The sequence below is a fragment of the Formosa sp. F44 genome (genome assembly GCF_056238645.1).
This window is the reverse complement of sequence record NZ_JBWDLJ010000004.1, coordinates 54,296-68,131: the sequence shown is the minus strand read 5'-3', so window position 1 is coordinate 68,131 and position 13,836 is coordinate 54,296. Positions and strand designations below refer to the sequence as shown.

Here is a 13,836-nt window from a genome sequence, read left to right as displayed (position 1 = left end):
CAGTATTACTTTTGTAAGTTAACATTCTTTAAACTACTTTTAGTTTTATGACAGATGCCGAGATAGAACAAGAAAATGCAACGATTGCAAAAGCTTATAAAGACCTTTTAAAGGTAAGTTACCGAACCCTTTCTGATGATGATAAAAAACTGATTAGAAAGGCATTCGAAATTGCTGTTGATGCCCATAAAGACCAACGCCGAAAATCTGGCGAAGCCTATATATTTCACCCGATTGCTGTAGCCCGATTGGTAGCACAAGAAATTGGTTTGGATGCCACATGTATTGCGGCCGCTTTGCTACACGATGTTGTAGAAGATTGCCCTAGATATACTGTAGACGATATTAGAGAACTTTTTGGAGAAACTGTTGCATTAATTGTAGAAGGTTTAACCAAGATTTCGTCCATGTCTAAAGATATGGAAGACGTATCGTTGCAAGCAGAGAATTTCAGAAAAATGTTGCTGACTTTAAATGATGATGTTCGTGTTATCATTATTAAAATCGCAGACCGTTTGCACAATATGCAGACTATGGACTCTATGCGAGCCGATAAGCAAATAAAAATTGCGAGCGAAACACTTTATATTTATGCACCTTTAGCGCACCGTATCGGACTGTATAATATCAAAACAGAGTTAGAAGATTTAAGTTTAAAATACACCGAACCGGAAGTGTATTTAGATATTCTAAATAAAATAAAAGACAGCAAAGAGGAACAAGACGAATACATTAGAGAATTTAACGAATTAATCGAAAAATCGCTCGATAAAGAAGGTTTAGAATATACCATAAAAGGACGCCCAAAATCCATTTTCTCTATCCGTAGAAAAATGATGAAACAAGGCGTATCTTTTGATGAAGTTTACGACAAATTCGCGGTTAGAATTATTTATAAAAGCGATCCTGCGAATGAGAAATTTATAGCTTGGAAAATTTACTCTATAGTTACAGATCACTTTAGGCCAAACCCAATCCGATTAAGAGACTGGATTTCTTCACCTAAATCTACAGGATACGAAGCCTTGCATATTACAGTTATGGGGCCAAAAGGACGTTGGGTAGAAGTTCAAATTCGTAGTGAACGAATGAATGAAATTGCAGAAAAAGGATATGCTGCACACTATAAATACAAACAAGGTACCGAAAAAGAAGACAGTTTAGATTCTTGGGTAGCGAAACTTCAAGATGCTTTAGAAAATAACGAAACTAATGCCGTCGATTTTGTAGAGCAGTTTAAACTCAGCTTATATGCAAAAGAAATTTTTGTCTTTACTCCTAAAGGAGATTTAAAATCGTTACCAAAAGATGCGACACCTTTAGATTTTGCATTTAACATACATACCGAGGTAGGCATGCGAACTCGAGGAGCCAAAGTAAACGGTAAATTAGTACCGCTTAGTTACAAGCTTCACAGTGGAGATCAGGTGGATATTTTAACATCCGACAGCGCTAAACCCAATGCAAACTGGTTAGATTATGCGACTACAGCCAAAGCAAGAAGCAAAATAAAATCGGCTTTAAAAGAAGATAAAAAACGCATAGGTGAAGACGGGAAAGAAATTTTAAGACGAAAATTAAAGCAACTTAAAATAGATTTAAATGAAAAATCTGTTAATGAGTTGGTTCACTATTTCAAATTAAAAACAAGTTTAGATTTATTTTACCGCATAGGTATTGGTGCTATAGACAATACACAGCTAAAAGCATATGCATCGTCTAGAAGCAACGCTTTGGTTAGTTTCTTTAAGAATAAAATTACGCGTCGTTCTAATGTCACTAAAGAAGATCTTGAAAAAGACGAAGTCATTGCAAAATACGATTTACTAGTTTTTGGAAAAGAAGAAGAACAACTGGACTATAAACTGGCCAACTGTTGTAACCCTATACCTGGAGACCAAGTGTTCGGATTTATAACCGTTAATGAAGGGATTAAAGTGCATAAGAAAAACTGTCCAAATGCCGTATCTTTGCAATCTAATTATGCCTACCGTATTATTCAAGCGAAATGGATTGATTCTTCTCAACAAGAATTTTCTGCTCAATTGAAAATATCTGGTTTAGATAATATGGGATTAGTAAATGCCATAACTAAAGTTATCTCAAACAATATGCATGTTAATATTAAAAGCATAAGTTTTCAAACCGACGACGGACTGTTTTTTGGGAAAATTAACGTAATTGTTAAGAATAATTCGATGCTTAATAAGTTGGTTACAAATCTTAAAAAAATTAATGGTATAGATAAGGTGTCTAGAATCTAAAATTATATGTAAATTTGTCGTTGAAATTATGAGTTTAAAATCAGATACAAAAAATCAGGACATTGTAAAGAATGTCTTCACGAAATTTCTAGAAGATAACGGGCACCGTAAAACACCTGAACGTTATGCTATACTTCAAGAAATTTACGATAGTGAAGTTCACTTCGATATAGAATCTCTATATCTGAATATGAAAAACAAAAAATATCGTGTTAGTCGTGCAACGCTTTACAATACTATAGAGCTTCTTTTAGGTTGCAACTTAGTTAGAAAACATCAGTTTGGTCAAAATCAAGCACATTACGAAAAATCGTATTTCGATAAACAACACGATCATGTTATCCTTACAGATACCGGTGAAGTGATCGAATTTTGCGATCCACGTATTCAATCCATAAAAAAAACTATTGAAGAGGTTTTTGACATTGAAATTAAAAATCATTCGCTATACTTTTATGGCAACAGAAAAACAACAACCAAATAATATACTTTTATAATGGCAGTAGACTTACTACTAGGGTTACAATGGGGTGATGAAGGCAAGGGAAAAATTGTCGATGTACTTACTTCTAAATACAATATCATAGCACGTTTTCAAGGTGGTCCAAACGCAGGACATACTTTAGTTTTTAACGGCAAAAAACATGTTTTACATACCATTCCTTCTGGAATTTTCCACGACGAGGCTATGAACTTAGTAGGTAATGGTGTTGTTATTGACCCAGTAATTTTCAAAAAAGAATTAGATAAGCTTGAAGAGCAAGATGTAGATTATAGAAAATCACTTCTTATTTCTCGTAAAGCACACATTATATTACCAACACACCGTTTATTAGACGCTGCTAGTGAAACGGCTAAAGGAAAAGCCAAAATTGGTTCGACTTTAAAAGGTATTGGTCCAACGTACATGGACAAAACTGGCCGTAATGGTTTACGTGTTGGAGACTTAGAATTAAGCGATTGGAAAGAACGTTATAGAGCTTTAGCAGATAAGCACGAAGCTATGATCGATTTTTACAATGTTGAAATTCAATACGATTTAAAAGAACTTGAAACTGAATTTTTTGAGGCTGTAAAAGTTTTAAAATCTTTAAAATTCATCGATTCTGAAGAATATGTATACCAAGCTCAAAAGTTAGGTAGAACAATTCTTGCAGAAGGAGCTCAAGGTTCTCTTTTAGATATCGACTTCGGAACATATCCTTTTGTAACATCTAGTAACACAACTGCTGCTGGAGCTTGTACAGGATTAGGAGTTGCTCCAAATCAAATTGGAGAGGTTTTCGGAATTTTCAAAGCATACACGACACGTGTAGGTTCTGGCCCCTTCCCTACCGAATTATTCGACGAGGATGGTGCAACTATGGCAAAAGTAGGACACGAATTCGGAGCAACAACAGGACGTGCACGTCGTTGTGGTTGGTTAGATCTTGTCGCTTTAAAATATGCTTGTCAAGTGAATGGTGTAACGCAACTTATGATGATGAAAGCCGATGTATTATCTGGTTTTGATAAGTTACAAATCTGTACTGCGTATAAATATAAAGGTGAAGTTATCGAACATTTCCCTTATAACATCGAACCTGAAAATGTAGAGCCAATTTATACCGAATTTAATGGTTGGAGTGAAGATCTTACAAAAATGTCTAACGACTCTGAACTTCCACAAGCACTAAACGAATATATCGTTTTCTTAGAAAAAGCGCTAGAAACACCTATTACTGTTGTTTCTGTTGGTCCAGATAGAAAAGAAACTATTTTTAGATAAAATAGTTAAATCATATTAAATTTTTAAAAGCCTGCTTAAATACATTTAAGCAGGCTTTTTTATTAATCACATTTTATAATTTAGTTTCAGCTTTTACCAGATTGTTATAATGTATTTATAAAATGTAACTATATTAAATTATTGATCGCGATTATCTAACAAAATAGTCTAACACAAATTAATCGACGCTCCATAATAATTTGGAGCGTTTTTTGTTATACAAACAATTATGCAATATAATTATCCTTATTTTTGTGCCAAATATTTTAATTTGAAAACAGCTCAACTACGCTTAATATCTATATTACTTCTTTTCATTTCGTGTATGCAACTTCATGCGCAACAACAAAAGCGAATTGAAATTGAATATTCAGGATTCCTATCTTACGACGAAGTCAAATATCCGGATGCAAAAGTTTTAACCCGAGACGATTCTGGTCAGATTCACATTATACATGAAGGGATAAACATGTGGTGTGACCAAGCCATACACTACGGAAAAGAAGATTTCATTGAAGCTTATGGTCATGTAAAAATGAAACAAGGCGACACCATAAATATGGATGCTAAATATGTAGAATATAGCGGAAAAACCAAATTAGCCTTTGCGAGTGGCGATGTTGTATTAACAGAGCCAAGTTCTGTATTAAAAACAGACACTTTGTACTTTGACCGTACTAAACAACAAGCATTTTATAAATCTGGAGGTACGGTTGTTAGAGATTCTTCAGGGACTATTACTAGCCGAATTGGTCGCTATTATATGGATATTCAAAAATATCAGTTTGTTAAAGATGTCAAACTCGTAAATCCGCAATACGTTCTGGAAACCGAACAACTTGATTACTATACCGAAAACGCACTAGCCTATATGTACGGACCTAGCACAATTACTGGTGATGCATCTAAAATATATTGCGAGCGTGGTTTTTACGACACTACCAATGATATCGGGTACTTTATTAAAAATTCAAGAATCGATTACGACAATCGAACCATTAAAGGAGATAGTTTATATTTTAATAGAAATACGAGTTTTGCTTCTGCAACGAATAATATAACAGTAATCGACACGTTAAACAGCAGTGTAATTAAAGGACATTATGCAGAGGTCTATCGTGAAAAAGATTCTGTATTTATCACCAAACGTGCCTTAGCTATTTCTGTTCAAGAAAAGGATTCGCTATACATTCATGGAGATACCTTAATGGTGACGGGGAAACCAGAACATAGAATTACAAGGGCGTTTAGAAATGTTAAGATGTATAAATCGGATATGAGTGGGAAAGCAGATTCTATACATGTAGATCAATTCTCTGGTTTAACGCAGCTTATTAACCTTTCCAGATTAGCGCCAAAAGACAATTTTGCTGTAAAACGCCGCCCAATTATTTGGAATGTAGGTAGCCAAATGACAGGAGATACCATTCACATAAAATCGAATGCGAAAGAAGAAAAATTAGATTCCCTTATCGTTTTCGACAATGCCTTTATTATTAGTAAAGATACTGTTGGTTCTGGTTTTAATCAGATTTCTGGACTGAGATTATATGGTCTGTTTAATGAACAAAACCAATTGAGACAGGTCGATATTATCCGAAATGCAGAATCGATTTACTATGCAAGAAACGAAAAACAAGAGTTAATTGGGATTGAAAAGTCTAAATCGGCAAGTATTTCCATGTTTTTTGATGGTAACGAAATTGTTGAGTTACGAAAAATCACAGAAGTAGATGGCACCCTATACCCGGAATCCAAGTACCCTGCCAACGCAAAAAAATTACGAGGATTCGATTGGCGTGAAGACGAGCGTCCCTTAAGTGTAGAAGATTTATTTAAAGACGATCCGCCACTAAATCTTCCGGTTATAAAAGGATTAGAGCCTTATATTCCTCAAGACGAATTTTTCGATGAAGCCTTAATAGAACGAGCAGAAAGCGCAGAAGAAAGTAATAAATCTAAAAACGTTCAGGATCCCGCTAAGGCCTCACGACATTTGCCTTCGCAGGATTCCATTCCCAATCTAAACACGCCTTTAAAGACGCCAATAAAACAACCTGTTAGTCCTAAAAAAACACCTTAATATTATGAAAGACGCCTTTTTCAAATATCAAGCTCAAACATCACCTTTTCCTTTAGCCATGGAAATTTCGCACGCAAAAGGATCTTATATTTACGACACTAATAATAAAGCGTATTTAGATTTTGTAGCAGGTGTATCGGCATGTAGTTTAGGACATAGTCATCCTAAAGTAGTTAATGCCATCAAAGATCAGTTAGATAAATATATGCACGTTATGGTGTATGGAGAATATATTCAAAAACCTGCAGTAGAATTGGCTCATTTTTTTGCAAGTCATACACCAGAACCTTTAGAACAAACTTACCTAGTAAATTCAGGAACAGAAGCTATTGAAGGGGCTTTAAAGTTAGCGAAACGTGCTACAGGACGTGCCGAAATAATAGCTGCAAAACATGCGTATCACGGTAACACCATGGGGTCTATGAGTGTTATGGGTTACGAAGAGCGCAAACAAGCTTATCGCCCATTAGTGCCAGGCACAAAATTAATTACATTTAATAATGTAGACGATTTAAAGGAGATTACAACCAAAACAGCGGCTGTTATTTTAGAAACTATCCAAGGTGGTGCAGGATTTTTAGAGCCTTTAAACGGATATTTAACTAAAGTAAAAGCAAAATGCGAAGCTGTTGGCGCCCTGTTAATTTTAGACGAAATTCAGCCTGGAATAGGGAGAACGGGAAAACTTTTCGGATTTGAAAATTACAATTGCACCCCAGATATACTAGTTACTGGCAAAGGTTTGGGAGGAGGTATGCCTATTGGAGCATTTACAGCATCTACAAAACTCATGCAGCAATTAAAAGATGATCCTAAAATGGGACACATCACAACTTTTGGCGGGCACCCTGTAATTGCCGCGGCCGCCCTAGCAACCTTAAAAGAAATTACAGAAAGTAATTTAATGGCCGAAGCTTTAGAAAAAGAACAACTCATTAGGCAGTTATTAAAACACCCTTTAATCACGGAAATTCGAGGAAAAGGCTTAATGCTAGCCGCATTAACACCTAGTGCCGAAATTACAAATCAGGTCATTTTAGAAGCTCAAAATAAAGGCTTAATAGCGTTTTGGTTACTTTTCGAACCCAAAGCCATCCGGATAACACCACCTTTAACCATTTCTAAAGCAGAAATAGAGGAAGGTTGCGAGATTATTATCAACATCCTAAACAACATAAACAACTAAACAACAACACATTAATCCAAATTAATCTTTTCATAATTTCCTACTGTTGATTACTTTGTTGAAAAGATTCATATCGTTTTTTAATAATGCGTAAATTTGGTCATTACATTTAATGGTATAAGAAACCATATATAGCTGCCTATGGAGTTCAGTCCTAACAACAACGAATTATCTTTAACTAAGTTTGAATCTATGCTCAAAACAAATCATGTTTTGTTTTTTGATTCGGAAGAGTTCGAGAATATCATTCATTATTATTTAGATTTAGGTAAAATTACTTTAGCAAAAAAAGCTATAAAATTAGGCCTAGACCAACATCCGTCGTCTACCAATTTAAAATTGTTTAAAATTGAAGTGTTTGTCTTCGAAAACAAATTGGAGCAAGCCGATACGATGCTAAATGATTTATACACGTTAGAACCTCAAAACGAAGAAATTTATATTCAGAAAGCAAATATTTTATCTAAAAGGGATTTGCATGAAGAAGCAATTGATGTCTTGAAAAAAGCGATTCAGTTATCTGAAGAAACTGCAGATTTATACTCATTAATAGGCATGGAGTATTTATTCCTTGATAAATTTGAAGAAGCAAAAGATAGTTTTATAAAATGCTTGGAAGAAGATCTTGATGATTATTCTGCATTATATAATATGATTTATTGTTTCGAATTCCTAGAGCAATACGATGAGGCAATTGAATACCTTAATATGTATTTAGATAAAAATCCATACAGTGAAGTGGCTTGGCATCAATTAGGCAAACAATATTTTGCCTTAAAAAAATACAAGAAAGCTATTGCTGCTTACGATTTCGCCATTATATCCGACGATACATTTGTTGGCGCCTATATTGAAAAAGGAAAGGTTCTTGAAAAATTAAAACGTTTTGAAGATGCTATAGAGAGTTATACAACCTCTTTATCTTTAGAAGACCCTACATCTTTTGCTTTATTACGTATTGGACATTGTTACGAGAAATTAGGCAAAAAAGATTTAGCGGTAAAATATTTTTACAGAACCGTACACGAAGATCCGTTATTAGATAAAGGTTGGGTTGCTATTACACGTTTTTACAGTAAACAAAAAAACTTTCAAAAAGCATTGTACTATATTAACAAGGCTATACATATTGATGGTGAAAATGTAAAATATTGGAAACTATACGCACAAATAAATCATCGTTTAAACTTCTTAGAAGAGGCCGAAGAAGGTTACAAAAGAGCCATTGAATTAGGAAATTACGAGTTAAACACTTGGATCTCTCGTTGCGATATTTTAATAAAAATTGGTGAACCTGAAGCGGCTATCTATAATCTTTTACAAGCAGCAGAATTTTATCCTGAAAATGCAGAAATAGAATACAGACTAGCGGGTTTGTACTTTAAAGGTAATGAAGTTGAAAAAGCATCGTTTCACTTAAAAAATGGTTTGCATTATAATCCAGAATACGTATTTATTATTGAAGAGCTTTTTCCAGAAACTTACAAATCTAAGCTCGTAAAAAAAGCACTTAAAGCAAAAGATTAGTTCAGGCTATCTAGGTAAAATTCATACCTTTGGGTTTCTATTTTAAAACCTGAAAATGCAACGACAATTAAAAGACTATCTTATAATTTCTCTTAAAGGAATGGCAATGGGTGCTGCAGATGCAGTTCCTGGAGTTTCCGGCGGAACAATAGCCTTTATTTCTGGAATTTACGAAGAACTTATTTCTACAATTAGTAATGTAAACCTATCATTATTCAAAACCTTAAGAACAGAAGGTTTTTCTGCGTTCTGGAAACAACTAAACGGGAACTTTCTAATAGCCTTACTTACAGGTATAATTGTAAGTTTTGTTTCATTTATGCGTGTTGCTAAATACTTACTAGAGCACCATCCTGTTCTAATATGGTCGTTTTTCTTCGGTTTAATAATAGCAAGTATTTACTTTGTTGGAAAACAAATTAATCGGTGGGATTTAGGCACAACGGTGAGCTTAGTTATTGGTGCTGTTCTTGCCTTTTACATTACTACCCTACCCTCTTTAAACAGCAACGGCAGTCCGTGGTTTTTATTTTTCGCAGGAGCTATTGCAATATGCGCAATGATTTTACCTGGAATTTCAGGTTCGTTTATACTTGTTATTTTGGGCGCTTATAAAACATTAAGCGATGCTTTCCATGATTTCGATTTTAATAAAATTGCATTATTTGCTGGAGGAGCAGTCATCGGATTATTAAGTTTTAGTCATTTATTAAAATGGTTATTTAAAAACTATCACAATACCACCTTAGCGGTATTAACAGGATTTATTTTTGGATCTTTAAACAAAGTTTGGCCTTGGAAATTAACCGATACCGTTATAGATAAAGAGACCGGTAATATTATCCCTTTTTCTGATGTATCGAACTTAGGAACACTTTCCATCTTCGAAAAACAATCTCAAATTACAGATGCCTATAAAACGGTTTCCGAAAGCAGTACGATACCTTCTGTGTATTCAGAAATGAATCAAATAGATTCGCATTTAATACCTGCCATAGCTCTTATGGTATTTGGTTTTTTAACTATCTTTATTTTAGAAAAAATAGGAAATAAAAAGAGTTAATGGAGAGCACAAGAACATTATCCGATAAAATTTTCTTAGTCCTTAAAGGATTAGGTATGGGTGCCGCGAATAAGGTTCCTGGAATTTCTGGTGGTGTTGTAGCTTTTGTTTCTGGCTTTTATGAAGAGTTTATATACTCGCTCCAGAAATTTAACGGAAAAGCTTTTAAGCTCCTTGTTAACGGTAGATTTAGATTGTTTTATCAGTATATCAATGGTAAATTCTTAAGTCTATTGTTCTTAGGAATGATTATTAGTTATTTCAGTATTTCTAAAATTTTAGATTTCTTAATTCAACATTACGAGCTTTTTGTTTGGAGTGTGTTTTTCGGGATGATAGTAGGTTCTATATACTACATTAGTAAAGATTTTGAAGATTGGAATTATAAAACCATAATCGCCTTACTAATAGGTACTGTGCTCGGAGTTAGCATTAGTTTTCTAGACCCTGCGAAGGAAAACGACAATCTTTGGTTTGTCTTTTTCTGCGGTATAATTAGTGTTTCAGGAATGACGCTTCCCGGCTTTTCGGGATCATTTATATTAATTTTACTCGGGAATTATGTGCTACTTTTAGTCGACTCGGTTAACGCATTATACGATACCATTGCAGATATTATTCGGTGGGATTTTAGTTTCATGACAAATCTTGCCCGCATTCAGTTGCTAAAAGTATTAGCTGTATTTACTTTAGGATCTTTTGCTGGTCTTGTTACATTTTCTCATCTTTTAAGTTATATTTTAAAACATTACAAGAGTATTACAATGGCCTCTATTATAGGATTTATTGTTGGCTCTTTGGGCGTTGTTTGGCCATGGAAACAAACCATTTATAAAACTTTAGAATCTGGTGAAGTCGCTTTAGATTCTACCGGATCCAAAGTTGTTACCAATTATATACGCTATATACCCGATTTAAATTCGGAAACATTAATTGCTATTGCGCTCATTATTGTTGGCATTGGCATTGTTTTAATGTTGGAAATTTATGGCGAAAAAACACGAACCAATCATGAATAAATTAGGACTAGTTGGAAAGCAAATTTCGTATTCGTTTTCTAATTCTTATTTCAAGCAAAAGTTTGAAGATTTAAAAATTACAGACACCACCTATCAAAATTTTGACTTAGACGATATTTCAGAATTCCCTTCCATATTTACAAATCATCCCGAAGTAAAAGGTTTAAATGTTACCATTCCTTATAAGGAACAAGTGATTCCATTTTTAGACAAATTAGATAAAAAAGCAAAAAAAATTGGAGCTGTAAATACAATTAAAGTCACTAAAAAAGGTAAGCTAATTGGGAGTAACACCGATTATTACGGCTTTAAAAAATCGATCGAACCCTATTTAAAACCTTACCACAATCATGCTTTAATTTTAGGTACCGGAGGAGCCAGCAAAGCCATTGCATTTGCTTTAAAAAAATTAAAAATAAAATTTAAATACGTATCAAGATCACCTAAAAACGATCAGACTATAAGTTACGACGCCTTAACGTCTGAGGTTATGGATACCTATAAAGTAATAATTAATTGTTCTCCTGTGGGTACATTTCCAAATGTAGAAGATAGCCCAAACATTCCCTATCAACTACTTACAGACGAACATTTACTTTTCGATTTAATTTACAACCCCAGCGAAACCACATTCTTAAGAAAAGGACGAGAGCAAAAAGCGACCACTTTAAACGGACTAAAAATGCTGGTTTATCAAGCCGAAAAAGCTTGGAAAATCTGGAATCTATAATTCAAACAAACGGTCTCATTAAAATTATACAACACTTTGTAATTATGCGAGTTGTTAGTATCTTTAGAGACTTATAATAACGAACCAAAACATTTTTTAAATGTCAGAGCAAGATAACCTACAACCTGTAGACGGAAACGAAGAAAAAAAACCGATAGAAACAACTACCGAAGAAACATCGCAAACAGAAACAACTCCTATATCTGAAGTTGATCCTAATAATGAAGATGTAGTATTTGAGGAAATAGAAGCTTCAAATGCTGAAGATGCTGAAGATGACGGCAACAACGAGCGACACACTATTCCGTTTAAAGAATACGACACCATGTCGTTAGAAGCGTTAGTTATCGAGCTTGAAAAATTGGTCTCTACAGAAAAAGTTCAAGCGATTAAAGAACATGTAGATGGTATTAAAAACGAATTTAATTCTAAGTTTAATACGTTAATCGACGAAAAAAAGGAAGAATTTTTAAACGACGGCGGAAACGAAATAGACTTCTACTACTCTAGCCCAGTGCAAAAACGATTTAAAGATGCGTATAAAGACTATAAAGGTCAGTTACATCAGCATTATAAAAAAATTGAAACCAATCTAAAAGGAAACCTTGAAAATAGACTTCGTATTATCGAAGAGATTAAAAGCCTAATTGGTGTCGAAGAAAACATTAACACCACCTATAAACATTTTAAAGATTTACAAGAGCAGTGGCGTACGGCGGGCCCTATCCCAAGAGATAAATACAATAATGCTTGGAATAGTTATCACCACCATGTCGAAATCTTCTACGATTTTCTTCATTTAAATCGCGATTTAAGAGATTTAGATTTCAAACATAACCTCGATTTAAAATTAAAAATTATTGAACGTGCTGAAGAATTAGCTCAAGACGACGATACCAATCGCTCGTTTAGAGAATTACAAGTGCTTCATAAAATGTGGAAGGAAGAGTTAGGTCCTGTTTCTAAAGAACACCGAGAAGAAATCTGGAACCGATTTAAAGCGGCTACAAAAATTATACATAATAAGCGTCAAGCCTATTACGACGAGTTGGATAAAGTTTACGAAGTAAATCTAGAAAAGAAGACTTTAATCATTCAAAAAATAGAAAGCTTAACTAACGAAGGAGCAAAATCTCACAACGGTTGGCAAGCAAAAATTAAAGAAATTGAACAATTAAGAGAAGCATTTTTTAGTGCTGGAAAAGTTCCGTTAAAGGTAAACGAATCTACTTGGGCTAAATTTAAAGAAGCGGTACGATCTTTTAATCGCAAAAAGAATGTGTTCTATAAAGATTTAAAGAAAGAACAATTCGATAATCTTCAGAAAAAATTAGAGCTAATTAAAATTGCCGAAGAGCACAAAGATAGCACAGATACTGAAGCGACCACACCTCTTATGAAACGTATACAGAACGATTGGAAAAAAATCGGTCATGTGCCACGTAAGGATAGCGATAAAATTTGGAAGCAATTTAAAGCAGCGTGTAATGCGTATTTCGATAAAATGCACTCTAAAAAGAATGCAGAAAACGAAGTTGAAGTTGAGGCATTTAAGGCTAAATCGGAATTATTAGACAGTTTAAAAACAGTAGAATTTACCGGAGAAAAAGAAAGCGATCTAGAACTTATAAAAACCCAAATCTCTGCTTGGAAAGAAATTGGGCGTGTACCAAGTAATAAACGTTTTATTGAAGGTAAATTTAATAAAGCATTAGACGATCTTTTCAAACAAGTAAAAGTGAGTAAAAATGAAGCCGAGCTTATTAAATTTGAAAATAAATTAGACGAGCTAAGCAATGCAGACGACTCTAGACATTTAGACAACGAACGTTTATTTATTAGAAAAAAGATTGACGAAGTTAAAGCTGAAATTAATCAGTTAGAAAACAACTTACAGTTTTTTACAAATGTAAAAGCCGACAATCCATTGGTTAAAGAAGTACATGCAAATATTGCAAGACATAAAGATTCTTTAAAACTTTGGAAAACAAAACTGAGTAAAATAAAAGCTTTATACTAAACAAAAGGCTCATATAATTTAAGACCATTCAGATTTATTTTGAGTGGTCTTTTTTATGCTTTGAGGTTAATAATAAAGCAAATACCTACTTATATAGATAAGTTTACGTTCGAAAACGATTGCGAAAAATCTAATGCGCTAGTTACTGTTTTATTAGAAAAAACCACATTATCTTT

Annotated in this window: 10 protein-coding genes; all 10 read left to right on the top strand. The window is 33.9% G+C overall.

From position 1 onward, the window contains the following. The first annotated feature begins 47 nt into the window (after window positions 1-47). The 10 genes from AC0UBM_RS13070 to AC0UBM_RS13025 all read left to right on the top strand — a co-directional run bounded on the left by AC0UBM_RS13070 (window position 48) and on the right by AC0UBM_RS13025 (window position 13,660). Window positions 48-2,264, top strand: a complete 2,217-nt coding sequence (locus tag AC0UBM_RS13070) for a RelA/SpoT family protein (protein WP_414037286.1) — start codon at window positions 48-50, stop codon at window positions 2,262-2,264. A 28-nt stretch (window positions 2,265-2,292) separates the two neighbouring features. After that, the gene (locus AC0UBM_RS13065; protein ID WP_414037287.1) at window positions 2,293-2,748 is read left to right on the top strand and encodes a Fur family transcriptional regulator; all 456 of its coding nucleotides are present in this window, start codon (window positions 2,293-2,295) and stop codon (window positions 2,746-2,748) included. Window positions 2,749-2,760: 12 nt separating this feature from the next. Beyond that, entirely contained in the window at window positions 2,761-4,032 is a 1,272-nt protein-coding gene (locus AC0UBM_RS13060) for an adenylosuccinate synthase (protein ID WP_414037288.1), read from the top strand. Between the two features lie 271 nt (window positions 4,033-4,303). Further along, complete coding sequence (locus tag AC0UBM_RS13055; protein ID WP_475688893.1) at window positions 4,304-6,115, top strand: OstA-like protein; 1,812 nt, start codon at window positions 4,304-4,306, stop codon at window positions 6,113-6,115. A 4-nt stretch (window positions 6,116-6,119) separates the two neighbouring features. Further along, window positions 6,120-7,301, top strand: a complete 1,182-nt coding sequence (locus tag AC0UBM_RS13050; RefSeq protein WP_475688892.1) for an aspartate aminotransferase family protein — start codon at window positions 6,120-6,122, stop codon at window positions 7,299-7,301. A 141-nt stretch (window positions 7,302-7,442) separates the two neighbouring features. Continuing rightward, the gene (locus AC0UBM_RS13045) at window positions 7,443-8,828 is read left to right on the top strand and encodes a tetratricopeptide repeat protein (RefSeq protein WP_434035324.1); all 1,386 of its coding nucleotides are present in this window, start codon (window positions 7,443-7,445) and stop codon (window positions 8,826-8,828) included. Between the two features lie 55 nt (window positions 8,829-8,883). Further along, on the top strand, window positions 8,884-9,891 hold the full coding sequence (locus tag AC0UBM_RS13040; RefSeq protein ID WP_475688891.1) for a DUF368 domain-containing protein: 1,008 nt from the start codon (window positions 8,884-8,886) through the stop codon (window positions 9,889-9,891). Beyond that, a complete protein-coding gene (locus AC0UBM_RS13035; protein ID WP_475688890.1) occupies window positions 9,891-10,910 on the top strand; it encodes a DUF368 domain-containing protein in 1,020 nt (339 codons plus the stop codon). Before AC0UBM_RS13040 ends, AC0UBM_RS13035 begins: the two co-directional genes overlap by 1 nt. Next, complete coding sequence (locus tag AC0UBM_RS13030) at window positions 10,879-11,640, top strand: shikimate dehydrogenase family protein (protein ID WP_475688889.1); 762 nt, start codon at window positions 10,879-10,881, stop codon at window positions 11,638-11,640. The genes AC0UBM_RS13035 and AC0UBM_RS13030 overlap by 32 nt, the downstream gene beginning before the upstream one ends. A 100-nt stretch (window positions 11,641-11,740) precedes the next feature. Then, window positions 11,741-13,660: a DUF349 domain-containing protein gene (locus AC0UBM_RS13025; protein WP_475688888.1), complete on the top strand. Its 1,920-nt coding sequence runs from the start codon at window positions 11,741-11,743 to the stop codon at window positions 13,658-13,660. Window positions 13,661-13,836: the final 176 nt, after the last annotated feature.